General features: G+C 35.4%; 20 protein-coding genes. 15 read left to right on the forward strand and 5 right to left on the reverse strand.

The window, feature by feature from the left end:
* Positions 1–32: 32 nt before the first annotated feature.
* Positions 33–263 (reverse strand): hypothetical protein, encoded by a 231-nt coding sequence (locus JOE44_RS22200; protein WP_209787649.1) that lies wholly within the window; start codon positions 261–263, stop codon positions 33–35.
* 110 nt (positions 264–373) lie between these two features.
* Complete coding sequence (locus tag JOE44_RS22205) at positions 374–1,264, reverse strand: DUF72 domain-containing protein (RefSeq protein WP_209787651.1); 891 nt, start codon at positions 1,262–1,264, stop codon at positions 374–376.
* A gap of 318 nt (positions 1,265–1,582) precedes the next feature.
* Between JOE44_RS22205 and JOE44_RS22210 the strand changes: the two genes are divergently transcribed.
* Complete coding sequence (locus JOE44_RS22210; RefSeq protein WP_209787653.1) at positions 1,583–4,768, forward strand: TonB-dependent receptor; 3,186 nt, start codon at positions 1,583–1,585, stop codon at positions 4,766–4,768.
* Between the two features lie 287 nt (positions 4,769–5,055).
* Here JOE44_RS22210 and JOE44_RS22215 read toward each other — a convergent pair whose 3' ends face one another.
* From JOE44_RS22215 to JOE44_RS22225, 3 genes are all read right to left on the reverse strand, one after another.
* On the reverse strand, positions 5,056–6,714 hold the full coding sequence (locus JOE44_RS22215) for a ribonucleoside-diphosphate reductase subunit alpha (protein WP_149833340.1): 1,659 nt from the start codon (positions 6,712–6,714) through the stop codon (positions 5,056–5,058).
* A 55-nt stretch (positions 6,715–6,769) separates the two neighbouring features.
* Complete coding sequence (locus tag JOE44_RS22220) at positions 6,770–7,060, reverse strand: hypothetical protein (RefSeq protein ID WP_209787656.1); 291 nt, start codon at positions 7,058–7,060, stop codon at positions 6,770–6,772.
* 109 nt (positions 7,061–7,169) lie between these two features.
* Positions 7,170–8,144, reverse strand: a complete 975-nt coding sequence (locus JOE44_RS22225; RefSeq protein WP_041461620.1) for a ribonucleotide-diphosphate reductase subunit beta — start codon at positions 8,142–8,144, stop codon at positions 7,170–7,172.
* Positions 8,145–8,568: 424 nt separating this feature from the next.
* Between JOE44_RS22225 and JOE44_RS22230 the strand changes: the two genes are divergently transcribed.
* From JOE44_RS22230 to JOE44_RS22295, 14 genes are all read left to right on the forward strand, one after another.
* Positions 8,569–9,258 carry an ABC transporter ATP-binding protein gene (locus tag JOE44_RS22230; protein WP_034699055.1) on the forward strand — a complete coding sequence of 230 codons (690 nt, stop codon included), beginning with the start codon at positions 8,569–8,571 and terminating at the stop codon, positions 9,256–9,258.
* A 103-nt stretch (positions 9,259–9,361) separates the two neighbouring features.
* Positions 9,362–9,718: a four helix bundle protein gene (locus tag JOE44_RS22235; RefSeq protein ID WP_209787659.1), complete on the forward strand. Its 357-nt coding sequence runs from the start codon at positions 9,362–9,364 to the stop codon at positions 9,716–9,718.
* A gap of 130 nt (positions 9,719–9,848) precedes the next feature.
* Positions 9,849–11,078: an ABC transporter permease gene (locus JOE44_RS22240; protein ID WP_105681261.1), complete on the forward strand. Its 1,230-nt coding sequence runs from the start codon at positions 9,849–9,851 to the stop codon at positions 11,076–11,078.
* Between the two features lie 67 nt (positions 11,079–11,145).
* Positions 11,146–12,417 (forward strand): ABC transporter permease, encoded by a 1,272-nt coding sequence (locus JOE44_RS22245; RefSeq protein ID WP_209787662.1) that lies wholly within the window; start codon positions 11,146–11,148, stop codon positions 12,415–12,417.
* Positions 12,418–12,531: 114 nt separating this feature from the next.
* On the forward strand, positions 12,532–13,743 hold the full coding sequence (locus JOE44_RS22250) for an efflux RND transporter periplasmic adaptor subunit (protein ID WP_209787665.1): 1,212 nt from the start codon (positions 12,532–12,534) through the stop codon (positions 13,741–13,743).
* A gap of 125 nt (positions 13,744–13,868) precedes the next feature.
* Positions 13,869–14,435, forward strand: coding sequence for a hypothetical protein (locus JOE44_RS22255; protein WP_209787667.1), 567 nt, complete (start codon positions 13,869–13,871; stop codon positions 14,433–14,435).
* Between the two features lie 56 nt (positions 14,436–14,491).
* Positions 14,492–16,018 (forward strand): glycosyltransferase family 39 protein, encoded by a 1,527-nt coding sequence (locus JOE44_RS22260; protein ID WP_209787669.1) that lies wholly within the window; start codon positions 14,492–14,494, stop codon positions 16,016–16,018.
* A 166-nt stretch (positions 16,019–16,184) separates the two neighbouring features.
* On the forward strand, positions 16,185–17,090 hold the full coding sequence (locus tag JOE44_RS22265) for an NAD(P)/FAD-dependent oxidoreductase (RefSeq protein WP_209787671.1): 906 nt from the start codon (positions 16,185–16,187) through the stop codon (positions 17,088–17,090).
* Positions 17,091–17,451: 361 nt separating this feature from the next.
* On the forward strand, positions 17,452–18,717 hold the full coding sequence (gene glyA, locus JOE44_RS22270) for a serine hydroxymethyltransferase (RefSeq protein WP_209787673.1): 1,266 nt from the start codon (positions 17,452–17,454) through the stop codon (positions 18,715–18,717).
* A gap of 57 nt (positions 18,718–18,774) precedes the next feature.
* Positions 18,775–19,233 (forward strand): regulatory protein RecX, encoded by a 459-nt coding sequence (locus JOE44_RS22275; protein ID WP_209787675.1) that lies wholly within the window; start codon positions 18,775–18,777, stop codon positions 19,231–19,233.
* A gap of 356 nt (positions 19,234–19,589) precedes the next feature.
* Entirely contained in the window at positions 19,590–21,518 is a 1,929-nt protein-coding gene (locus JOE44_RS22280; RefSeq protein ID WP_209787677.1) for a nucleoside-diphosphate sugar epimerase/dehydratase, read from the forward strand.
* Between the two features lie 39 nt (positions 21,519–21,557).
* Entirely contained in the window at positions 21,558–22,379 is an 822-nt protein-coding gene (locus JOE44_RS22285) for a polysaccharide biosynthesis/export family protein (RefSeq protein WP_209787680.1), read from the forward strand.
* A gap of 8 nt (positions 22,380–22,387) precedes the next feature.
* Positions 22,388–24,778, forward strand: a complete 2,391-nt coding sequence (locus JOE44_RS22290; protein ID WP_209787683.1) for a tyrosine-protein kinase — start codon at positions 22,388–22,390, stop codon at positions 24,776–24,778.
* Positions 24,778–26,073, forward strand: a complete 1,296-nt coding sequence (locus JOE44_RS22295) for a nucleotide sugar dehydrogenase (RefSeq protein WP_209787686.1) — start codon at positions 24,778–24,780, stop codon at positions 26,071–26,073. Before JOE44_RS22290 ends, JOE44_RS22295 begins: the two co-directional genes overlap by 1 nt.
* The last annotated feature ends 3 nt before the right edge of the window (positions 26,074–26,076 follow it).

Consider the following 26,076-nt stretch of genomic DNA (forward strand, 5'->3'; position numbering starts at 1 on the left):
TAATGAGTTTCAAATACTCATTACCTTTTTTGTTAAGGATAATCCAGAATCTGCATAATCCGTTCTTTAAATTCTTCAGGACAGGCTTTGATCAGCTTATCCTTATTCTGTTTACTGATTTCTTTAGGTTCGAGCCATTCGCTCTTATTGGAATTCAAACTGTGATTATCATATACTCTTTTTATGGTATGATTTTCATAAAAGATATATTCATCACCAAGCCAGTTATTGGCAATACTGATTGTACAAATTTCCTTTTCCATGATTTATGTTTTTTAAAGTATAATGATTATTGGAAAACATTATACTCTAAGGTACGAATTTTTTCATGATGAAAAGGAAGTTACTTATACCGAATTTATTCCATTTAAATTTAAAAAAGCGTTCCTGTACTCTCCGTTGCCATTTGTGGAATATGAATATCCGTTTTCCATTCCTCATTCACTTTTTTGATGAAATAAGCAGATAATAAAGGAGAGGCTTTTTCAATATTCTGATGTACGAAAAAGTAAAGATTCTGAAGTCCTTCTTTTTTCCATTTTGTGAGATGCTTCAACCAGTCATCCAGTCTTTCGTAGTCACTTTCTGCGTTGGCTCCTACATAGCGGATAAATGCGTTGGGGGTTGTAAGGCGCATATGAAGCATATCTCTTCTTCCGGCAGTATCTACAATGATATTGGTGATGTTATGGGCTTCAAAGAGCTCACAGGTAGTATTCAGGATTTCCTCATCAGTAAACCATTCCGTATTTCGGAGTTCGATTGCTAGAGGAACTTCTTTGGGCCATTCTTTTACAAATTTTTCCAGTCTGTCATAATCCTTAGGTTTAAAATTATCATGAAGCTGCAGGAAAGCCATTCCCAGTTTTTCATCAAAATTGATCACCGAAGATGCAAATTGCGTCACCGGATCTGTTACATCAATCAGTCTTCTGAAATGGGAAACCGTATTGGTGATCTTTGGAAAAAATTTAAAGTCTGGCGGAGTTTTCTCTTTCCATGTTGTTACCTGTTCAGGGGTTGGCATTCCGTAGAATGTAGCATTCAGTTCGATAGAATTAAACTGAGTGGCATAATAGGTCAGCTCGTCTTTAGTTCCTTTAGGATAAAACCCTTTAAGGTCTGTTTTGTTCCATTTTGCACATCCGATAGAAATATTTTCCAGACCTTTTTTATTGAGTGCCAGTATTTCTTTAGTTCTGGGATGGTCTTTAGGTAATGTGAAATCTATTTTTGAAGGGTCTTCTACTTGTCCGAATTTCATATCTGTAGTTTTGGTATTAAACAATAAACACAAATATAAACCAAAAATCTCAGAGCATTTCATGATTTCTACGGAAACTACTTTAGCAGAAAATGATTGTATATAATGAAATTTTAAGAAATTAAAACCTTTTGAGATACTTGAAAAACAGAGCATTTTATAGGTTTTATGTAGAAAATTTTTTAAGACTTTTACTTTGTTTCTATTAAGTTTTTTTTAAGGAAATGTTAAACATTCTGTTACGTAATGTTAATTCTATGTTACCCTACTTCATTTTTACTAGGTATAATTTTACACCAAGTTTATAGCGAATAAAATATGAAGAAAAAAATCATCTGTGCTTTTGCTCTGTTATCGTTTGGGTTTGCATTTTCACAGGAAACCAGCTCTAAAATTTTTGGAAGATTAAAGGGAATTTCTTCCGAAGTCACAGTAAAGGTAGTACATATTCCTACCAATAGTACCTTTGAGACGAAAAGTAACAGCAAAGGGCAGTTCAGTTTAGATAATCTTCAGCCGGGAGGGCCTTACAAAATTGAAATATCTGACGGATCACAGGTTATCTATGAAAATCCGAATCTGCAGCTTTCTTTAGGAAATAACGACTTGCCTGTAGTAGAAGTAGGAAACAAAGAAAAAAGAATTGATGAGGTAAAAATTACATCCAAAAAAACGACTGCAAAATATGGAGTAGGAATCAGCCAGGCACAAATTTCCGGCCTTCCGAATATCAACCGTGGAATTCAGGATGTTACCAAACTGGTTCCTCAGAGTGCCAACAACTCTTTCAACGGAACCAATTTCCGTTATAATAACGTGACGATTGATGGCTCTATCAATAACGATGCTATTGGTTTCAGTCCTTCATTGGGAGGGCAAACCGGGACTTCAGGAATGCCGGGAAGCAGTACGCGTTCTAATTCAATAAGTCTGGATGCTATTCAGGATGTGCAGGTGTATATTGCACCTTACGATGTGAAATTGGGAAATTTTCTTGGGGGAAGTATTAATGCAGTAACCCGAAGTGGGAGTAATGATGTTACAGGTTCAATTTATGCATACGGAAGAAATGCAGCTATTACAGGGAGAAACAGAGTAGGGGATAATTCTAAAATGCCAGGTGACTTTGAAGATTTTATTTATGGTGGAAGAGTAGGATTGCCGGTGGTTAAAGATAAAGTGTTCCTGTTTACCAACCTTGAGTATACCAAGAGAACAGATCCTGTATTTTATAATGCCAACGATCCGGGAGCACTGGTGAATGAGCAGGTTGCTCAGCAGATTTCAGATTTTGTACGAAATAAATATGGTTTCAATGTAGGAAGCTTTAATCAGTACAACAACTTCTCTGAAAGTTCTAAACTTTTCAATAAACTGGATTGGAAAATTAATGATAAACACACTTTATCCATTAAAAATAATACGGTATTTTCACAGGCATCCAACCTGGAAAGAGACGGAGCCAACTTTAGGTTCTCCAGTATGGATTTCGTTCAGAAAAATACAGCGTCTACCACTACACTTGAATTGAAAAGCCGTTTTAATGACAAGTGGAGCAATAATTTAGTGGTGGGATACTCATCCATTCATGATTACAGAGATCCTACTTCGGGTAATGCGATGTTTCCACAGGTGGAAATTGCTTATAATGGCGGAACGATTCTGTTAGGAAATGACAGAGAGGCTACTGTTTTCAATATGAAGCAGAAAACTTTTGAAATCACAGATAATCTTACTTATAAAACAGGAAATCATACGTTCTTATTGGGAACTCACAATGAGCTTTATAACATTGACTATGGTTTTGTGAATGCTTTAAACGGAAGAATTTCTTATAAAAACTTAACTGATTTTTATAATGGGACACCTGCAAGGATAAGAGGTACTTACCCTTTCAACGGAGACAGCAGACAGACACTTTTTGATAATCCTTACGCACAATATAAAGTAAATTTGCTTTCCATGTATCTTCAGGATGAAATCAACTGGGGAAGAGTGAGACTTTCACCGGGAGTAAGAGTAGATTATACAGATTTGCCAAATAAACCACAACTAAGTCCACTGGTAACCAACTCTCCTCAGGATCCAAACGCTGGCAATACCTACAGCTACACTCCACTAAGTCAGCTTACCAACAACTACCTGAATAAGCCAACATTCTCTCCAAGACTTGGATTTACGATTGATCTTACAGAAAACAGATCTATGGTACTACGAGGAGGATCAGGGATTTTTGTGGGAAGAATTCCTTTCGCGTGGTTAGGATATGCTTATTATAATGATGGAGTAGGTTTTGGAAGTTATGATTATAATGCACCGACACCAGCACAGCTTGCTGCCAACGGAGATCCATTGAACAGTGCCAATTTCCCGAAATGGCAGAACTCCTCAAAAGTACAGGTAGACCTTATTGATAATAATTTTAAAATGCCAAGAGTGTGGAGGAGTTCATTAGCTTTCGATTATACTTTGGCAGGATATAAATTAACCTTAGAAGGAATCTATACAAAAGTACTTTATGATCTGAAATTCCAGCAGGTGAACAAGACGGATAATGTGACCTATTACAGCTATGATACGAACCATGAAATGCCGATCTATACCACAAATATCAACAGTAACTTCTCTAACGCTTATCTTTTATCCAATACAAAAGAAGGATATCGGTATAACCTGACAGCACAGCTTTCAAAGTCGTATGATTTCGGATTTAATTTCTTTGTAGCCTATACTTACGGAGATGCTAAAGATATTACCAATGGTATCAGAAACTCTATGGAAAGTAACTGGCAGATGAACCAGTCTCTTACGCCTAATGATCCGAAACTGACCACCTCCAATTTCGCCATCAAAAACAGAGTGGTAGCCAATCTTGGATATGCCTTTAATATTTCCGATATGAACAGGTTATCCACCAATGTATATTTCAATGCTCAGTCCGGAAATCCTTTTTCATGGGGATTTGTAAACAGTACAATTGCCAATACAGGACAGGCAGCAGGACTTGCCTATATCTTTAAAGATGCTGCAGAAGCTGCAAAGTATATCGTTCCTATCAAAGATGCTTCAGGAAATGTTGTGGTAACTGCTCAGCAGCAGATTGCAGACTATGAAAACTTTGTCAACAATAATGACTATCTGAAATCCAGACGAGGCAAATTCACAGAAAGAAACGGTGATGTTACTCCTTGGAATATTCAAGTAGATATCAGAATCATGGATGAAATCAGGCTAAGCAAGAAATCCAAGAATAATATACAAATCTCATTAAGTATCATCAATTTTACCAATCTGCTAAATAAAGATTGGGGCAAAGTATATTTTGTACCTAATACTTTCAATTCAACAGCAAGTGTAGGATTAACAAAGGTTGGGAATGTAACGACAGGACAACCTTCTGCCGGAGATCCTACGTACAATTTCAAAACCCCTGGACTGCCTTATACTATTGATCAATTTGCATCAAGATTCCAGGCTCAACTGGGGGTTCGATACAATTTTTAATCACGCTTTTACATTTTACTTCATATAATTCTTTTTCAAAGGTTCGGATTTTCTTTCCGGACCTTTTTTTGTAAATGATGAATGATGAATGATGAATGATGAATGATGAATTTCACCAATAAAAGACGTACATTTTTATTTTTATTAAACGATTTTAAGTACACACAATCATCTGTGAAGATCTGCGCAATCTTTGGGGAACTAAACTATTAATCAAGATCTATGAAAACGACAAAAGCACACCTTTCGGTATGCTTTTGTAAATATAGCGTGTTTATTACTTGGTCCTATGCCTCACAGCTTGAACATGAAACGAAGTTAACCATCATTTCTTTTGAAACTGATGAACTTCTTTGGTAGTAAAGTGTTTTTACTCCTTTTTTCCAAGCTTCAATATAAAGATAGTTGACATCTTTTACAGGCATTGTAGAAGGAATCTGAAGATTCAGTGATTGTGCCTGGTCAATATATTGCTGTCTCTGTGCCGCCTGAGAAATAATCTCCATTGGAGAGATTTCTTTAAATGTTTTGAATACTGCTTTTTCTTCAGGAGTAAGCTCATTCAGGTGTTGTACAGATCCGTGGTTCAACATGATGGTTCTCCACGTTTCTTCATTATCCAGTCCTTTTTCTTTCAAAAGTTTTGCCAGGTATTTGTTCTTACGCATAAAGTTTCCTTTAGCAAGACCTGCTTTATAATAGTTTGAAGAGAAAGGCTCAATTCCAGGGGAAGTTTGTCCCAGGATTGCAGAACTTGAAGTGGTAGGAGCAATAGCCATTGTGGTGGTATTTCTTAATCCATATCCTTTCAATACTTCCGGTTCTCCATAGATGTTGGCAAGTTCTCTTGAAGCCTGCTCAGCCTGATCTTTAATATGTCTGAATGCTCTTGCATTGAACTGAGTTGCTTCGAAGCTTTCAAACGGAATCATATTTTTCTGTAAATAAGAATGGTATCCTAAAACTCCTAATCCAAGAGCTCTGTGACGCATTGCGAAGTTTCTTGCTCCCTGCAGATAATAATTACCTTCAGTTTTGTCAATAAACTCAGATAATACAGCATCCAGGAAGTATACTGCTAATTTTACAGCATCTGTATCTTTCCACTCATCGTACAACTCAAGGTTCATGGAAGACAGACAGCAGATGAAAGATTCTTCCATTGTAGATGGAAGCATGATCTCAGAACAAAGGTTACTTGCATTTACCGTCATTCCCAAATCTTTATACACCTGAGGTTTATTTCTGTTTACGTTGTCTGTGAAGAAAATATATGGAAGACCTTTTTGCTGGCGGCTTTCCAATACTCTTGCCCAAACTTTACGTTTCTCCATATCACCATCAATCATATCCTGCATCCAGTAATCTGGTACACATACTCCGGTAAACAGGTTCTGAATCGGGCTACCGATATCTTTAATGGATAAAAATTCTTCAATATCTCCGTGGTCAATATCTAAGTAAGCAGCAAAAGCACCTCTTCTTACACCTCCCTGAGAAACAACATCCATTGCCGTATCGAAAAGCTTCATGAATGAAACTGCTCCTGAAGATTTTCCGTTATCCGTTACAGCGGTTCCTCTGTTTCTCAATTCTCCGAAATACCCTGAAGTACCTCCTCCGATTTTAGTCTGCATGATTACTTCACCCATTTTGTGAGTAATACCTTCAATGCTGTCCGGAATGTGAGTGTTGAAACATGAGATAGGAAGACCTCTTTCTGTTCCCATATTCGCCCATACAGGAGAAGAGAAACTGATCCATCCTTTTGTGATCATTTCTTTGAATGCCGGTTGAAGTTCAGGTTTGTATAACCTTTTTGCAGCGGCAGTGGTAATTCTGTCGATAGCTCCGTCTACCGTTTCACCTTTCAACAGATATCCTCTGTTCAGCATCTGCTCAGACTCTTCATTGAGCCACCATATATTTGAATTTTGCTCTTCCATAGATGTTATATTTTCGAATTCCGGAATGAGAGAATCACTCCGGAATTTTGTTTTTTTATAGTATTGATTGTAAAATTTCTACTTTGTGGGAACCGTTCAGTCCGCTTTCATCTCTTAACCTCTGAAATTCTTTAAAAGACGGAACATTCAAAACTTCATGCTGAACTTCTTCATTGATGTAGTTTGAATAATGTACAAAAGTAACACCGTCTTCCTTTACATAAACTTTATATTCAAAGGTGGAAGGATCTAAATTCTTGAAATCTTCCAGAAACTTTTGGATATTGGTTTTATTGTTTGGAACAAATTCGGGGTTTACCGTATAGGTTACTATTACATTGATCATTTCTTTTGTATTTGTGCTTTATTCATGAACAGCAATTCCACTATATTGTCAGAAAAAGGATAATCCTAATACTGACTGCTTTGACGCTCGCTTCGCTCGCGCCTCTGTATTAAAACAAATCGTTTGCAGTAATACTCTTATCGTGCTTCGTATAGTCTACAGGTCTTTTTGCAAAGAAATCATCTAATGAATTGGCAAAAACTTCTTCCTCGAACCATACCATTGGTCTGTATTGTTCCGGAGTGATGTTGTATCTTGTTTTCATATTGATTTTCTTCAAGCTGTCATCTACACGGTATTTCATGAAGTTAAGAAGATCTTCTTTAGAAACGTTGTCGATTTCTCCCAATTCAAAGATCCAGCTAAGGATATCACCTTCTCTTGCGATAGATTCGTCTACTAAGGTGTAGATATCTTCAATATCGCTGTCTGTTAATAAGTCAGGTTGTTCCTCACGGATTTTGTTGATCAGGTAGATTCCTGCATTCGCGTGAATTTGCTCATCTACTGAAGTCCATGCGATGATATTGGAAACATTTTTCATGAATCCTTTGAATCTTGTGAAAGAAAGGATAATCGCAAACTGCGAGAAAAGAGACACATTTTCCACTAAAATACTGAATAACAATAAAGCAGAAACATACTCTTTAGGAGTCGCAGAATTAGCATGCTTTAGCGCATTTCCTAAGAACTCGATTCTTCCTTTTACAGCAGGAATTTCGATTACGTTAAGAAACTCGTCGTTATATCCTAGTACCTCTAATAAACGGGAATATGCTTCAGAATGACGAAACTCGCACTCTGCAAAAGTAGATCCTAATCCATTGAATTCCGGCTTTGGTAGGTGGTTGTATAAATTCCCCCAGAATGTCTTTACAGACACCTCGATCTGTGCAATGGCTAACAGCGCATTTTTCACAGCATGCTTTTCATGTGGTTCCAACTGCGAATGAAAATCCTGAACATCTGCAGTAAAGTCCACTTCCGAATGCACCCAGAACGATTTGTTGATGGCCTCTACAAACTGAAGAACCTCCGGGTATTCAAATGGCTTATAGCTTACTCTTTTATCAAAAATTCCCATATTAAATATCTTTATAATTAAATAATTTAGATCCTTGTGGATAACGTTCCGGAAATACTTAACTTTTTGTTTGTCTGTATATTGTGAATTAAAGTTATTCACTTTCCTCAATCAGTATTTCTTGTAAAGAACTAACAGCAAAGTTCGAAAAAAAGAACTGATTTTGAAAGAGGTAAATACTAATAGGCTGACTTTTAGCTTGAAAAGTTTTCCACATTTACATGAAAGGGGCTCGAATAATAGGCTGGACAGCAATCCTGGGGATAAATAGATGGAAATACCAAGTTACAGTTAAACAAAATATTGTAAAGTATTATTAATAAAGGCTTATAGTGTTAAACAAAAAAATATTTGAATAAATTTTTATTCTTGTAACAATTTGAAAATATCATCTACTTATTGGGTATAAAACATACATCACTTAATGTTAGTAATTCAGGATTTAAATAAGTCATACGATACAGGGAAAAGCAAACTTCATGTCCTTAAAGGAATTAATCTGAATATTTCTGAAGGAGAGTTTGTTTCTATTATGGGAAGTTCCGGCTCCGGAAAATCTACACTTCTTAATATTATTGGTATTCTGGATGAAAAAGATTCAGGAACCTATGAATTGGATGGAGTTCCTATCGAACATTTATCTGAAGTAAAAGCTGCGGAATACAGAAGTAGGTTTTTAGGATTTATTTTTCAGTCTTTTAACCTTATCAATTATAAAACGGCGTTGGAAAATGTAGCCCTTCCTCTGTACTATCAGAATGTACCGAGAAAAGAGCGAAATCAGAAAGCGATGGAATACCTGGAGAAAGTAGGATTGGCACAATGGGCCAATCACCTTCCAAGTGAACTTTCCGGAGGGCAGAAACAGAGGGTAGCTATTGCAAGAGCTTTAATTACCGATCCAAAAGTAGTGCTGGCAGATGAGCCTACAGGAGCACTGGACTCCAAAACCACTCATGATATTATGAAGCTTCTTCAGGATATCAATAATGAAGGAAAAACAATTATCGTTGTAACCCACGAACCGGATGTTGCTGCACAAACCAAAAGAAATGTAGTACTGAAAGACGGGATTATTGAAAGTGATGAGTTTATTAAGCAGATTGTACTATAAGTGAATAGTGAATGGTCAATTTTGCTTCGCAAATGAATTTTACAATGAGGAGGACAAATAATTTATAAAATGCACACACAAATGAATATGAAAAAAAATAAAAATGTTTTTAAATCTGAACCATTATAAGCTTGATGTTTATCAGTCAGCCAGAGAATTAAGAATAGAATGTTATAAAATTTTATCAAAAATTCCGGATAATGAAAAGTTTAATATAATCGACCAGATAAGGAGAGCTTCTACTTCTGTAGTATCAAATATTACTGAAGGATGTTCAAGAAAATCTGAACTGGAAAGGAAAAGGTATTTTGAAATTGCCAGAGGATCGGTTATTGAGTTGGATTCTTGTTTTGATATTGTTATAGATTGTAATTATATTGAAAGACAAGGATTGACAAAAATTGAAAATTTAATAAAAACGACATTTATTTTATTGAGTAAAATGTTGAAAAGAGATTAGAAATGTAAAAAGTAATTAGGTCGTAATTAAAGTCTGGTGAAGAATAAAATTGACAACAACGTTAATTGACTTCGAAGAAAATTGAGAGCGCAGCTAATTGACTTTTTTACAAGGTAAAAAAATAAAAACTATGTTTGACCTAGATCGTTGGCAGGAAATATTCAGTTCTATCCGGAGTAATGTACTTAGGACGGTGCTTTCAGGCTTTACTGTAGCTTTGGGGCTGTTTATTTTCATTGTACTTTTTGGAATTGGAAAAGGACTTCAGAATGCATTTTCTGAAGGGTTTGCAGGAGATGCTAAAAATCTTATTATTTTTTCTACAGGAAAAACTTCTTTAGCATATAAAGGCCTTCAGTCTGATCGAAGTATAACAATGAATAACTCAGACTATGACTTTTTAATTAATGCAGATAAGGAAAAAGCCGGACCTTCCAGCCCGAGATATACTGCCAGTTTAATGGTGAAATATGGAAAAGAAAGTGGTCTTTATCAGATTAATGGGGCTGAACCAGGAGAGCAAGTCATTGAAAACAGAAAAATGATTGATGGCAGGTATCTCACAGCGATGGATCTTGAAAGGAAATTAAATGTTGCAGTTATTGGAAGAATGGTTCAGAGGGATTTGATTAAAAATGGAAGCCCGATAGGAAAAGAACTCGATATTAATGGAACGATGTATAAGGTTATTGGAGTTTTTTCAGATGATGGAGGAGATCGCGATGAAAGGCATATTACTGTTCCTATTACAACTTTACAGCAGATGAAAAAAGGCTCTGATACAGTAAATATAGCCTATATTACATACAATGATAAACTGACTCCGGAACAGGCCATTAAATATGGTGATGAGCTTAAAGATAAACTAAAAGCGAGAAAAAGTGTTTCTCCTGATGATGAAAAAGGGATACGGGTATGGAATAATGCCCAAAACATGAATGACACATTTATGTTTATGGCGGTTCTTACAGCAATTGTTGGATTCATTGGCCTGGGAACGCTGCTTGCCGGAATTATTGGGATCAGTAACATTATGGTGTATATCGTAAAAGAAAGAACCAAGGAGATCGGAGTACGAAAGGCTATTGGGGCAAAACCAAGCGGCATTGTAGGTCTGATTGTTCAGGAAAGTGTTGTAATCACAGTGGTATCTGGACTTATTGGAGTAGGAGTAGGAGTTTTAACATTGAGCCTTATTGGCGATAGCCTTGAAGAATTCTTCATCAAAAGTCCAAGTGTGGGCTGGGGAGCCATTATTATGGCATTCATTGCCCTGATTTTCTCAGGATTAATTGCAGGATTTGTTCCGGCATACAGAGCTTCAAGAATCAAACCGATCGAAGCATTGAGAACAGAGTAATTTACAAAAAAGATAAACGGATTAATGAAATTCATAATTCATAATTTATAACTTATAATTCAAAAAGGTGAATATCATATTTAAAAAAGATACTTGGCAGGAGATCTATTATTCATTGAGGAATAATAAACTCCGAACATTTCTTACCATGATCGGCGTAGGATGGGGGATGTTTTTGTATGTAAGCCTTCTTGGAGCAGCCAAAGGAATGGAGAATGGTTTTGATAAATTGTTTTCCGGTTTTGCCACCAACTCAATATTTCTCTGGGCACAGAAAACCTCTATTCCTTATGAAGGATTTCCTAAGGGACGGGAAGTTCACCTGAACTTGAACGACATGGAAATGCTGAAAAGAAAAGTGACAGCCATAGACTATATATCACCACAAAATGCAAGGGGAAGCTTTACCGGAACACCGGGAGAGTCTATGTCCAGAAACGGGAAGAACGGGACCTATTCACTTACCGGAGACTACTCCGTAGGAAATAAGATTTCGGAAAAGAAACTGATCTTCGGACGCTATATCAATGATGCTGATGTTTCTGGAAATAAAAATGTAGTAGTTATTGGAGAAGAAATTTATAAAAACTTCTTTGATGCCAAGAAAAAAGAAAATCCCATTGGGAAATCAATCAATATTAAAGGGATATTCTTTAATGTAATTGGAGTTTTCAGAGTGAAAAAAGGAGGAGGATTTGAAAATGACCAAACGGCTTTCATTCCGCTTTCTACCTATACAAAAATGTATAATGCAGGAGATCAGATTGACTTGTTTGCCATTGTCAGTAAGCCCAATGCCAATGTGAACTCTGTAGAAGAAGATGTAAAGCAGGTTTTAAAAACAAAAAATAAAGTTTCACCTGAAGATACCAATGCTTTCGGAAGTTTCAACCTTGGAAAGGAGTTTAAAAAACTGACAGGTTTTCTTACAGGAATGCAGTTATTAACAATTATCGTGGGTACACTTACCATTTTGGCGGGAGTAATTGCCATTTCAAATATCCTGTTGATTACCGTAAAAGAAAGAACCAAAGAAATCGGAATCAGAAGAGCATTGGGAGCGAAACCGGCAGAAGTAAGAAATCAGATTTTGCTGGAAAGTGTGGTTATCACGCTCTCCTCGGGATTATTAGGTTTTATGTTTGGAATTTTTGTGCTGATGATTCTTAATGCGGTTACCCAGGGACAGGATTCATTTCCTTTCTATAATCCGACAGTCAACTATGGGAATGTATTTGCTGCGATGGCTGTAATGGTAATTCTGGGACTGATAATCGGGATGATTCCTGCACAGAGAGCCGTAAAAATCAGACCTATTGAAGCATTAAGAACAGAGTAATTAATTTGAAAATCAAACAATTTGAAAATAAAGATAAATGATTAATAAATGCACAGAATCAATCTTTTAATCTTTAAATTTTTCAATCTATTTAATAAAAAATAAACTATACATATGAAAAAGAAATTCACCTGGAAAAAAGCCATTTATATTGTGTTGGGGCTTTTATTTGCAGTGGCATTGTTCTCGGGGCTTGGCTATCTTATAAAATCAAACTCTAAAGAAGGTGAGGAGTTCCTTACCCGTAAACCTACTGTTCAGAATATGGATGATAAGGTAATGGCGACGGGAAAAATTGTTCCCAAAGAAGAAATTGAAATTAAACCCAATATCGCAGGGATTATAGATAAAATCTTAGTAAAAGAAGGAGATAAAGTAGAAGTAGGACAGTTGATTGCTACCGTTAAAATCGTTCCAAGCATCTCTGAAGTAAACGCATCTCAACAGGAAGTTCAGAATGCGCAGATTCAGATCAGTAATGCTCAGATGAATGTAGGAAATATGCAGAAGCAGTTTGAAATGCAGGAAAGACTATACAAGCAGGGAGTAGCATCTAAACAGGAGTATCTGAACGCTCAGCAGCAGTTGTTTTCTCAACAACAAACTTTGAAAAATGCCCAACAGCAATTGAATACTGCTCAAAAAAGATTACAGATCGCTAAGACAGGAGCGACTCCTGAACTTAAAGGGCAGGGATTAGCGACCACTGAAATCCGTTCCAAAGCTTCAGGTACTGTACTTGAAGTTCCGGTAAAAGCAGGAAGCCAGGTAATTGAAGCCAATAACTTTAACGCAGGAACTACAATCTGTTCTGTAGCAGATCTGAATGTTCTGATCTTTAAAGGTGAAATTGATGAAGCACAAGCTGGAAAACTGAGTGAGGGAATGGATATGAATATCGTAATCGGTGCCCTGCAAAACAAAACTTTCCCGGGAAAACTGACGATGATTGCTCCTAAAGGAAAAGATAATGCAGGAACAATCAAATTTCCGGTAGAAGGGAATGTAACTAATCCTAATAATGAGTATATTAGAGCAGGTTTTTCTGCAAATGGTGAAATTGTTTTAAGTTCTCAGAAAAATGCTTTATTATTGGATGAGTCTTTAGTTCAGTATGAAAAGAAACAAGGAAAAGATGTAGCTTTCGTAGAAGTAAAACAAAAAGATGGGAAATTCAAGAAAGTATATTTGAAATTGGGAGCAAGTGACGGTATCAACGTTCAGATTCTTCCGGGATCAAACATTACAAAAGACACTGAAATAAAAGTTTGGAACCCTTCTGATAAAGACAAAGAAGAACTAAAAGAAAAAGCGAATAAAAAATAATAAACTACACTATACACTTTTAAACTGTGAATCCTGGAGAATTTTTGTTCTCCGGGATTCTTTTTTTATATCAAAACCTTTTACAGGAGTAAATTCCTATATTTGAATCAGATAAACCCATAAAAATGTGCAGATACGCTGCGAAAACTTATAAATCACACTATGTATGTTTTAAATGCCGGAAATCATTTAAACAGCCTGATAGTGCTGATATCTTACGCCGGATTGAAAAAGAGAAAATATATCATGAACCCGATGGGAAATCAATTCGTAAAATAGGATACGTTTTTACAAAAGCAGAAACAAAAGAGTTTCAGAAAATTGTTTCAGAGATTGAAAACAGAACGATAAAATGTCCTGAGTGCACCAGTGTGATGGCTGATCTTGGAAAAGATTTCAAGGCTCCTAAAAAAACAGCGGTCAAAGAATGGAAAATCATAGAAAGTCTTTTTAAAACTGGAAAATGCTTTCATAGCTGTGGCTGTGATGGAATAGGCTATATTCCTAAAAATCCTAAAGACTACGAAACCTACCTGAATACTATTTTGAAAACATATCAGGAATATTTAGTAGCCTGTCAGAAAATTCCTCTGGAAGAATGTCCTGAGAAGATTGAAGAAATTAAGTATTGGTCTGGCAATATTCAGAAGATTAAAACTGAAATTATTAATAATAGCTTTGAAATAATGTAAGTGTAACAAAAAAGAGATTTAAACTGTCTTACTTTTAAACTCCAAACGATACCTCCATGAAAAAAGACTACTGGATTCTGATTCTTTTTATCATTGCCAAGTTTGCGCTCCAATACTCACTGATAAGCCCTGAGTATGAGCTGCACAGAGATGAATACCTGCATCTTGATCAGGCGAACCATCTTGCATGGGGATATCTCTCAGTTCCTCCGGTTAATTCCTGGCTGGCCTGGATCATTAAAATGCTTGGGAATTCTATATTTTGGGTTAAATTTTTTCCCGCTTTATTCGGAGCTTTAACCATTGTGCTGACATGGAAGATCGTTGAAGAACTTAATGGAAGCCTGTTTGCTAAAATACTTGCCGCTTCAGGGATTCTATTCTCAGTACTTCTCAGGGTAAATATGCTCTTTCAGCCAACGTCTTTAGAAATTTTTCTGTGGCTGTTTCTTTATTATAGTTTGATTAAATATTTTGATTCCCAAAAAGTAAAATGGATTTACATTGGAGCCGTTATTTTCGTAATTGGAATATTAAACAAATACAATATTGCTTTTTCATTGTTGGGACTTGTTCCTGCATTATTATTAACAGAGCAGAGAAAGATTTTTATGCAGCCCCATGTGTATTGGGCATCGCTTTTAGCGTTAATCATCATTTTTCCTAATCTTCTCTGGCAGTATCAGAACCAGTTTCCGGTTATTCATCATATGAAAGAACTTTCAGAAAAACAGCTTGTCCATGTAAATAGGATGGATTTTATGAAATCTCAGGTATTATTTTTCATTGGAGTTGCCTTTGTAATTATTGCAGGATGGGGAGCATTGTTGTTGTATAAACCTTTTGAGAAATTCAGATTTTTCTTCTGGAGCTATATCATCACGATCACCCTGTTTTTGTTTTTTAAAGCAAAAGATTATTATGCAATAGGACTTTATCCGGTATATATTGCTTTTGGAGCTGTTTTTCTTGGAAATTTATTTGAAAATGGCTGGAAGAGATTCTTGAAACCTGTCAGTATTCTCATTCCCATACTATTATTTCTCCCTTTATATCATGTCGCCTTTCCGAATAAAAGTCCCGAATATATTGAATCCCATCAGGAACAGTACAGGAAATTAGGATTGCTTCGCTGGGAAGATGGAAAAGATCATCCTTTACCACAGGATTTTGCCGATATGCAGGGCTGGAAAGAACTGGCTCAAAAAGTGGATAAAGAATATTCTAAATTGTCAAAGTCCGGAAATACCATGGTATTGTGTGATAATTACGGACAGACAGGAGCTATTAATTATTATTCAAAAATTGGCGTAAAAGCAATGTCATTTCATGCAGACTATATCAATTGGATAGATCTGAGTAAAAAATATAAAAATGTTATAAGGGTAAAAGATGCTTCCGAAGCAGGAAAAGAACTGAATGAATCCGGTTCTTTCTTTGAAGTTGCCCGATTAAAAGATTCCATTGCCAATCCATATGCAAGAGAAAGAGGTACCGCAATTTTCAGTTTGCAGGGAGCTAAAATAGATGTCAATAAAAGAATTCAGGACGAAATTGATGAAGTCAAAAATGAGTGGAAGTAGTTTTCGATAAGAATAAAAAATGATGATTTGTAGACAGGATAAAGTTAATAGATAAATATTATTGCAACATTATTGCATTAGTTGATTTTATGTTAACTTTGCACTATCAACTATCAACTATCAACTATCAACTATCAACTATCAACTATCAACTATCAACTGAACTATGGAAAACAAAAACTTTGATGCCATCATAATAGGAGGGAGCTATTCAGGATTATCAGCAGGAATGTCATTAGGAAGATCTTTAAGAAATGTTCTCATTATTGATAACGGAAAACCTTGTAACAGGCAGACTCCTCATTCTCATAATTTTGTGACTCACGATGGCAAAACACCAGCAGAAATTGCAAAGCTGGCAAAAGAAGATGTAGAAAAATACAGTACGGTCCGGTTTTACAATGGAACAGTGGTGAAAACAGTAAAAACAACTGAAGGTTTTGAAATTGAAACTTCAGCCGGTGAAAAATTTCAGGCTAAAAAAATGATACTGGCATCAGGAGTAAAAGATCTTATGCCGGATATTCCCGGATTTGCAGAATGCTGGGGAATCTCTGTTATACATTGCCCTTACTGCCACGGCTATGAAGTGAAAAATGAAGTAACCGGAATTCTTTCCAATGGAGACATGGCCTACGAATTTTCAAAACTGATTTTTAATCTGACTAAAAACCTCACCTTATTCACCAATGGAAAAGCTGTTCTTACTGATGAACAGATTGAAAAACTGAAGCAGAATAAAATCATTCTGAACGAGGAGGAAATTGGAGAAATAAAACATGAAAACGGATCCATTCAGAAAATTATTTTCAAAAATGGAAAAGAAGTTCCCTTACAGGCTTTATATGCCAAAATTCCTTTTGAACAAAATATCAATGTATCCGAGGATCTGGGATGTGAACTGACAGAACAGGGATTTATTAAAGTAGATATGATGCAGAAAACAAATGTTCCAGGAGTTTTTGCCTGTGGAGATAATGTGACCATGATGCGTTCCGTAGCCAATGCAGTTGCACAGGGAAGTTTTGCTGGTGCTGTCGTAAATAAAGAGCTTTCGGATGAAGAATTTTAATAGCTTTCTTATTTAAACTTAAAAAAAAACCGCAAAAGTCACAAAAGTTTTCATTTTAAAACAATTTAGTTCATTTAAGTAAGTTTAAAATGAGTCCGCAGAAAAGTTCACATAAGATGAAAATCGAAGATTTTTATGAAACTAAGGTGTATTTATGCATAAATTTTGGACCTATAAAATTTAAGTATTTAAACTTTTGGGTCTTTTATGGTTAAAATAATCAATGTAAAAGTTTATACGGTTTTAATATAAAAGGAGGTATTTTTTTATTTTTTAGTGTTTAAAAATCATTTTTTCAATAGAGAAATCTCAACGAAAATTCCGTACATTTGGGGTGAAAATTTCAAAAACTAAAAGTAAAATGGATATTATTTTCGACCTGATTGAAAAGGAAAGACAAAGACAAACTCATGGATTAGAGCTTATCGCATCAGAAAACTTTGTTTCTGAAAACGTGATGAAAGCAATGGGAAGTGTACTGACAAATAAATATGCTGAAGGATATCCCGGAAAAAGATATTACGGAGGATGTGAAGTAGTAGATGAGGTTGAAACTTTAGCAATTAACAGAGCTAAAGAGCTTTTCGGAGTAGACTATGTGAATGTTCAGCCACATTCCGGTTCTCAGGCGAATGCTGCCATTTATCTTGCCGTTTTGAAACCAGGTGATAAAATCATGGGGATGGACCTTTCAATGGGAGGACACCTTACTCACGGTTCTGCAGTGAATTTTTCTGGTATTCAGTATAACGTAGTTTCTTACGGAGTTCAGCAGGAAACAGGTCTTATTGATTATGACCAAATGAGAGAAGTTGCACTAAGAGAAAAACCAAAAATGCTTATCGCTGGTTTCTCAGCATACTCAAGAGATTTGGATTATGCAAAATTCAGAGAGGTAGCAGATGAAGTTGGAGCAACTCTTTGGGCAGATATCGCTCACCCGGCTGGATTAGTAGCAAAAGGATTATTAAACTCACCATTCGAACACTGTCATGTAGTAACTACCACTACTCACAAAACACTTAGAGGGCCACGAGGAGGAATGATCATGATGGGTAGAGATTTCGAAAATACATACGGCCACAAAACTCCAAAAGGAGAAATTAAAATGATGAGCCAGGTATTGGATGGTGCTGTATTCCCAGGTATTCAGGGAGGACCGCTTGAGCATGTGATTGCTGGTAAAGCGGTAGCTTTCGGTGAAGCCTTGGATGTACAGTTCGAAACATATGCAAAACAGGTTAAATCTAACGCTCAGGCATTATCAAAAGCGATGATCGACAGAGGATTTGATATCGTTAGTGGAGGTACAGACAATCACTTGATGCTGGTAGACCTTAGAAACAAAGGAGTAAACGGTAAGGAAACTGAAAAAGCATTAGTACTTGCTGATATTACTTGTAACAAAAATATGGTTCCTTTTGATGATAAATCTCCATTTACAACATCGGGTATCAGGTTGGGAACTGCAGCCATTACAACAAGAGGATTAAAAGAAAATGATATGGATACTATCGCCGGATTGATTTCTGATGTAGTAGACAATATCAAAAATGAAGAGGTTCTTGGATCTGTAAGAAAAAAGGTAAACGAATTAATGGAAGGTAAAGCTCTGTTTAATTACTAACAGGCATTCCAATATCATATAAAGAATGAGCAGTCTGCTCATTCTTTTTTTATTCAAATGGAAAAGAAATCCTATACTTTTGACGAAATTAAACAGAAACTGGTGAATTACTGTGTTTACCAGGATCGTTGTCATGCGGAAGTGGAGCAGAAGATGAGAGAGTTTCTCCTTATTGAGGAAGCGAAAGAAGATATTATTTTATTTCTCCTGAAAGAAAATTATCTGAACGAAGAAAGATTTACCCGAAGCTATATCAGAGGTAAGTTTTATATCAAGCACTGGGGAAAGACCAAAATTAAAATGAATCTGAAGCAGAAACAGATTTCTGAAAGGTTAATCAACTCATGTTTTGATGAGATTGATGATTCAGACTATGAGAAGACGATCAGAAAGATTTTTGAAGATTACTATTCCAGACAAACGGGCTTGAAAGAATATCAAAAAAAAACCAAAACAATAAAACATTTAATGAGTAAAGGTTTTGAATATGAAAAAATAATTGATATTTTTGACTGAATATTAACGAATTTTAAAAAAAACTTGACTTATGACTTTTCGTAAAAAAATAATCAGTTCATTGAAAAAGATTGATACATAAAGATTTAATAAATAATTTTTTTAAAAACAGCTGAAATAAAGAATATTCACAAATAAATGTCATTTTTATAAGTATTCTTATGGTATGATTTTTGTCGGTGGCTTTAGCTGTACCACAATGAAATTGTTAGATTTTATAAATATAACATCAAATTTATTTTTGATTTCAGCATATTGAAATAAATTTATTTATTTTTGTATGATTGTGTCAAAATTATCTTTGACTGGATAATTAGATATTATACCTTAATTAAATATGAACACCAATACAGACAATGTACAATTCTCTTAGAAAAACAATATTTGGAGGGGATAATGTTGTCAATCTCTCAGACGTAAGATATCTTCCTAGATGGATAATTCTTGTAATAGACATTATTATTCTTGTAATATCTTTATTTCTTTCTACTTACATTATCGCAAAAATTACCAAGCAGGAATTTATATATCATGATGATAAAAGTCTGATTTTTGCTTTTATTATTCTTGTAAATGCTGCTTTTATGTATGCCTTCAAGACCTATGCCGGGATTATCCGCCATTCCACATTTATAGACTTATTTAAGCTTCTGATTTCCTGTTTTTGCACAATGCTGGCTATCGGAACAATAAATATCTGCTATTTCTGGATCACAGGAAGTAAGTTTATCCTTACTCCTTATCTGATGCTTTATTTTGTAATTTCATTTATGGGACTATTTCTTTTCAGACTTTATGTGAAAGAATTTTTCCATATTGTAAGGGAATACAGAAGAAGTGCACTGAAAAAAAGAATTCTCGTATTGGGAATTGATGAACAATCTATTGCCATTGCACGTGCTATTCTTGATAATCCAAGTCTTCCCTATCAGGTAGTAGGCTTTTTGACACAAAGAACAGACTCCAAAAGGGCGTCCCTGCTGGGAAAGCCTATTTATGAAAAGGAAAAAATAGAAGAAAACACCAAAGAAGATCTTATCATTGACGGCGTTCTTGTTGTTAAAGAAATGATGGCCAGAGATGAGATGAATTCATGGGTGAATCTGTTTTTAGAGAAAGATCTTAACGTCTTTAAAGCACCATCTGTACAAAAGCTTAGAGACAGTGATCTGGGTGGATCTATCAGAAATCTTCAAATTGAGGATTTGTTAAATAGAAAGCCTATCAAAATTCAGAACGAAAAAGTCAAAAGCAGACATTCTGATAAAACAGTATTGGTAACCGGTGGAGCAGGATCCATAGGAAGTGAAATTGTAAGACAGGTTGCTCTTTTCAATCCTTCATTGATTGTCGTTTTAGATCAGGCAGAAACTCCGCTTTATGAAATTGAACTTGAAATGAGAGAGAAATTTCCTCATATCGCTTTCAAATTTGTTTTAGGAGATGTTTCCAATCATCACAGAATGGAATCTCTGTTCCAGACGTATAATTTCTCAATGGTATACCATGCAGCTGCTTACAAGCATGTACCTTTAGTGGAGGAAAACCCTCATGAAGCTATTTTTGTTAATATATTAGGCTCTAAGATTGTTGCAAAACTATCCAGCAAGTATAAAGTAAACAGGTTCGTAATGGTATCTACAGATAAAGCTGTAAATCCAACTAACGTAATGGGAGCTTCCAAACGTGCTGCAGAACTTTTTGTGCAATCACTTCAGAATGTAGAAGGAAACGTTACCAAATTTATTACAACAAGATTCGGAAATGTGTTAGGATCCAACGGTTCTGTAATTCCTCATTTTAAAAAGCAGATTGAAGCTGGAGGGCCGGTAACCATTACCCATCCGGAGATTGTAAGATATTTCATGACGATTCCTGAGGCATGTGAACTGGTACTTCAGGCGGGAACAATGGGAGAGGGAGGTGAAATTTTTGTTTTTGATATGGGGGAACCCGTTAAAATTATTGATCTTGCCAAAAGAATGATAAAATTATCAGGATTCGAACCTAATATAGATATTAAGATCATCTACACTGGATTGAGACCGGGAGAAAAGCTGTATGAAGAACTCTTGAGTGATGATGCAAAAACACTTCCTACTCATAATGATAAAATTATGATTTCTAAAGATCCTTCAATGGGATTTGAAGATATAGACAGGCTTACTAAAGAAATTACCAAGGCTTCCCTGCGAAGAGATAAAGTGGAAGTTGTAAGGATTCTTAAAACAATAGTGCCGGAATTCCGAAGCAATAATTCAATCTATGAGGCCCTCGATAAATAGATAAAATATAAATGTATATTTGCATAATTTAACAAGATAATGAAAGGAAAAATATTAGCAGTAGTTTTGGCATCTTCATTAGTGATTTCCTGTAAAGTAAATCCTAATGCTAAGAATGATTTAAATTATATGCAGAATATCGAACAGGTTGCAATTAATGCCTCTGCTAAAAATTCAACAAACACAATTCAGGTTGGAGATCAGTTGGTTATTCTGATTACTGCCAAAGATATGGATGTTGTAAAGCCTTTTAATCAGAATTATTCTTCCTCAGAACTTATCCAGACAAATGCTATGGCCGGCGGAAATACTCCTAATCAGGGATCAACAGTACTTTCAGGACCCACTTATATCGTAGATGCAAATGGAGATATTGATTTTCCTATATTAGGTAAACTGAATACTTCAGACAAAAGTTTGACTGCTTTTAAAGATGAACTTAGAGAAAAAATGACCAGATACGTTATTAATCCGACAATTAATATCCGACTCTCGAATTTTAAAGTTACAGTACTTGGAGAAGTCAACAGGCAGGGAGACTATACTATAGCCAACGGACAGGCAACTGTTTTAAACGCATTAGGTATGGCTGGTGATCTGACACAATACGGGAAAAGAGAGGACATATTGGTTATAAGAACAGAAAATGGTGTCGTTTCTCATGGCCGTATCAATATTCAGGATGCTAATTTAATTAATTCTCCATATTATAATCTTAAGCAAGGGGATGCCATTATTGTTTCCTCAAGCAATACCAAAGATGTTTTAGCAAAACAAAATCCAAATACAACTCTTTACCTTACGGCAGCTTCTATAGCTATCACAGCAATAGCAGTAGTAATAAGTTTATTTAAGAAATAACAGAATTAATGAACACCCAACAGTCTTCAACACCTTTAGAAGTAGAAAATAGTTCAAGGAATATTGATATTAATGAAATAGTAAAACCCTATTTAAGAAAATGGCCATGGTTTGCTCTAAGTGCCTTTATCGCTTTGGTAATAGGCTATGTTGCATTGAAGTTTATGACTCCTGTTTACAATGTACAGACAACAGTACTTGTAAAAGATGCCAAAAACTCATCGTCTCCCATAAACAATGATTTAGGCGTTTTACCTGACTTTTCGAATTTAGGAGGTCTGAAAACAAACAGTATTGCTAATGAAATTGAGATGCTGAAGTCAAAAAGATTAATGAAAGAAGTAGTCATTAATAAAAACCTTCAGACCGATATTTTTGCAAAGTCTAAACTCAGAAAAATTGAACTTTATAAGGATACTTCACCCATTGAAGTAAGGGTAATTAATGAGAAGCCGGGTGGGATTTTCACTCCTGTTCTGCTTAAAATAGAAGGGGAGAAACTTATTGTAAGTACAGACAAGCCTCAAAAAGAAATTGTTACCGGTTATGGTAAGACAATAGGACTTCCTTTTGCTAATATTATCATCACTAAAAATGTTAAGTATAATCCGACTGCTTTAAAAGAAGTAAATCTGAATGATCTTGAACTTTACATTGCAACAGTAGATGGTAAAGTAGACATGCTGCAAAACACGCTGGCAGTAAGCTTAATTAATAAAGATGCTACTGTATTAAAACTGGATATGAACTATCCTCAGATTACAAAAGCGCAAGATGTACTTAATGCTTTGGTTGTAGCATATAACAATGACGCTATTTTAGATAAGAATTCGGAATCTAAGAAGACACTTGACTTTATCGAAGACAGAATTAAAAGGCTTACAGGAGAACTTGGAGATGTAGAAAGTCAAAAAGAAATATTTAAATCTAAAAATAACCTTACAGATCTTGAAACAGAGGCAAAAATTAGTCTGGAAAGTTCTGCCGCTGCAAGGGCAAAACAGCTTGATGTAGATGCACAGCTGGAACTTACTAATGCTTTGATCAGTTTTGTAAGTAGACAGGGTCAGTATCAGGCTTTACCATCCAATGTAGGACTAAAAAATCCTGAAGCCATTGCAGGAATTTCTACTTATAATCAGCTTGTTCTTCAGAGAAACAGATTTTTAGAGTCTGCAACTGTAGAAAACCCGACAGTGGTAGATATTACCAAACAGATCAATACAATGCGTCAGTCTATTGAGCAGAGTTTGCAAAGAAACAGAGTAGGTCTTGAGCTGGCACGAAATGAATATCTTGGTGAGCAGAATAAAGTTTCAGATAAAATATCTAAACTTCCTTCTATTGAGAAAATGTTCAGAAGTATTGAAAGACAGCAGCAGATCAAGGAAAATTTATACTTGTTGTTACTTCAAAAAAGAGAAGAAACAGCAATTGCCGAATCTATTACAGCTCCTAAAGCGAGAATAATAGATAAAGCATATGCATTATCAAATCCTATTGCACCTAATAAAAAGATTGTCCTTATTTCAACATTGTTTTTGGGACTTTTAATTCCATTTTTGATTATCTACCTATCTACTATTTTCAACAATAAGATTGTTACAAAACATGACCTTGAAAAGCTAGTACATGCACCTATTATTGGTGAACTTCCAAGTCTTGAAAAAGGAGATTCTGAGATTGTTAAAATGAATGATATTACTCCTATGGCGGAAGCATTCAGAATTCTTATTACCAATATGAATTTCATGCTTTCAAAAGAGAAAAAAGGAAAAGTAGTATTTGTTACTTCAACGGTAAAAGGAGAAGGAAAAACATTTACATCTGTCAACTTAGCTTTGACATTAGCGAATCCAAAGAAAAAAGCAATTATCATCGGGTCTGATATCAGAAACCCTCAGCTTCAGCGATATAATCCTGCCAGAAAAGGACTTGCCGGGCTTACGGAGTATCTTTACAATGATGAGACTAAGCTTGAAGATATTATTCATGTATCATCTTTTAATCCTTACCTGGATGTTATCTATTCAGGAATGATTCCTCCAAACCCAACAGAATTGCTATCTAACGGGCGTTATGAGATCCTTCTTGCAGAATTGAAAGAAAAATATGAATATATTATTCTGGATACAGCACCATTGCTTCTTGTAACCGACACTTTCCTTATTGCTGAACTTTCTGATGTAACTATTTACGTTTCCAGATCTAAATACACAGAAAAAGCATTGTTGGAATTTGCCAACCGTAATATTGATCAGAAAAAAATTACAAATGTAGGATTTGTGCTTAACGATGTGAGCAGGGAAAATTTAGGATATAGTAACAAATATGGTTATGGTTATAACCAGCATACAGAACAATCTTGGTTTCAAAAAATAAAAAATAAACTTAGTTAATGACAACAACATATAAAATAGCGGTTATAGGCCAGGGCTATGTGGGTCTTCCTCTTTCTCTTGAATTTGCAGATCACTATCCTGTTTTTGGATTTGATATCAATACACAGCGTGTTGAACAGCTTAATAACGGAAAGGATATAACGCTTGAAGCTGATGTTGATAAATTAAATAACGGACTGAAAAAATATAACGAATCAAATGGTTCTTTAGGCTATAAAGCAACAAGCCTGTTATCTGATATTGCGGAAGCTAATGTTTTCATTGTAACAGTTCCTACCCCTATTGATAAATATAATGCTCCTGATCTTAATCCACTGATTTCAGCCTCAAAGATGTTAGGAGAAATCATTAAAAAAGGAGATATTGTTATTTATGAATCTACGGTTTTTCCAGGATGTACAGAAGAAGAATGCGTACCGGTTCTTGAAAAATATTCAGGACTTACTTTTAACGAAGACTTTTTTGTAGGATATTCTCCGGAAAGAATTAATCCTGGAGATAAAGTGAATACTCTTACCAGTGTTAAAAAAGTAACCTCAGGTTCTACCGAAAAGATTGCTGAAGAAGTAGATAATTTATATAAAAAAATCATCACAGCTGGAACTCACAAAGCACCCAGCATTAAAGTTGCAGAAGCTTCAAAAGCTATTGAAAATGCACAAAGAGATGTAAACATTTCTTTTGTTAACGAATTAGCATTAATTTTTGACAGAGTAGGTATCGATACCAATGATGTATTAGAAGCTGCTGGAACAAAATATAACTTCCTTAAATATAAACCAGGATTGGTAGGTGGACATTGTATCTCCGTAGATCCTTATTACCTGGCACACAAAGCTGAACAGCTGGGATATCATCCAGATGTTATCTTATCTGGAAGACGTGTAAACGATTCCATTGCAAAGTTTGTTGCGGCTAAAGTAGTGAAACTTCTTATTGCAAAAGGAGGAGTGATTAAAAATTCAAATGCCCTGATTTTAGGAGTTACATTCAAAGAAAACTGTCCGGATGTCAGAAATACCAAAGTAGTGGATATCTACCGGGAGCTTGCTGATTATGGTATAAATGTAGAAATATATGATCCATGGGCAAGCAAAGAAGAAGTAAAGCATGAATATGGAATTGATATTCTCGAAACTCTTCAGGAAGGCAAAAAATATGATTCTTTAATCATTGCGGTATCTCACAACGAGTTTCTGGAAATGGATCTGGATCAGCTTAAAAAAGAAAATGCTGTGGTTTTCGATACCAAAGCATGTTTGGACAGAAATCTGGTTGATGCAAGATTATAATAG

Source organism: Chryseobacterium sp. PvR013 (genome assembly GCF_017833095.1).
Lineage (GTDB): Bacteria > Bacteroidota > Bacteroidia > Flavobacteriales > Weeksellaceae > Chryseobacterium > Chryseobacterium culicis_A.

Bases quoted from the DNA above. Each gene is read 5' to 3' on its own strand.
- JOE44_RS22200 (WP_209787649.1), bottom strand. From the start codon at position 263: ATGGAAAAGGAAATTTGTACAATCAGTATTGCCAATAACTGGCTTGGT.
- JOE44_RS22205 (WP_209787651.1), bottom strand. From the start codon at position 1,264: ATGAAATTCGGACAAGTAGAAGACCCTTCAAAAATAGATTTCACATTA.
- JOE44_RS22210 (WP_209787653.1), top strand. From the start codon at position 1,583: ATGAAGAAAAAAATCATCTGTGCTTTTGCTCTGTTATCGTTTGGGTTT.
- JOE44_RS22215 (WP_149833340.1), bottom strand. From the start codon at position 6,714: ATGGAAGAGCAAAATTCAAATATATGGTGGCTCAATGAAGAGTCTGAG.
- JOE44_RS22220 (WP_209787656.1), bottom strand. From the start codon at position 7,060: ATGATCAATGTAATAGTAACCTATACGGTAAACCCCGAATTTGTTCCA.
- JOE44_RS22225 (WP_041461620.1), bottom strand. From the start codon at position 8,144: ATGGGAATTTTTGATAAAAGAGTAAGCTATAAGCCATTTGAATACCCG.
- JOE44_RS22230 (WP_034699055.1), top strand. From the start codon at position 8,569: ATGTTAGTAATTCAGGATTTAAATAAGTCATACGATACAGGGAAAAGC.
- JOE44_RS22235 (WP_209787659.1), top strand. From the start codon at position 9,362: ATGTTTTTAAATCTGAACCATTATAAGCTTGATGTTTATCAGTCAGCC.
- JOE44_RS22240 (WP_105681261.1), top strand. From the start codon at position 9,849: ATGTTTGACCTAGATCGTTGGCAGGAAATATTCAGTTCTATCCGGAGT.
- JOE44_RS22250 (WP_209787665.1), top strand. From the start codon at position 12,532: ATGAAAAAGAAATTCACCTGGAAAAAAGCCATTTATATTGTGTTGGGG.
- JOE44_RS22255 (WP_209787667.1), top strand. From the start codon at position 13,869: ATGTGCAGATACGCTGCGAAAACTTATAAATCACACTATGTATGTTTT.
- JOE44_RS22260 (WP_209787669.1), top strand. From the start codon at position 14,492: ATGAAAAAAGACTACTGGATTCTGATTCTTTTTATCATTGCCAAGTTT.
- JOE44_RS22265 (WP_209787671.1), top strand. From the start codon at position 16,185: ATGGAAAACAAAAACTTTGATGCCATCATAATAGGAGGGAGCTATTCA.
- glyA (WP_209787673.1), top strand. From the start codon at position 17,452: ATGGATATTATTTTCGACCTGATTGAAAAGGAAAGACAAAGACAAACT.
- JOE44_RS22275 (WP_209787675.1), top strand. From the start codon at position 18,775: ATGGAAAAGAAATCCTATACTTTTGACGAAATTAAACAGAAACTGGTG.
- JOE44_RS22280 (WP_209787677.1), top strand. From the start codon at position 19,590: ATGTACAATTCTCTTAGAAAAACAATATTTGGAGGGGATAATGTTGTC.
- JOE44_RS22285 (WP_209787680.1), top strand. From the start codon at position 21,558: ATGAAAGGAAAAATATTAGCAGTAGTTTTGGCATCTTCATTAGTGATT.
- JOE44_RS22290 (WP_209787683.1), top strand. From the start codon at position 22,388: ATGAACACCCAACAGTCTTCAACACCTTTAGAAGTAGAAAATAGTTCA.
- JOE44_RS22295 (WP_209787686.1), top strand. From the start codon at position 24,778: ATGACAACAACATATAAAATAGCGGTTATAGGCCAGGGCTATGTGGGT.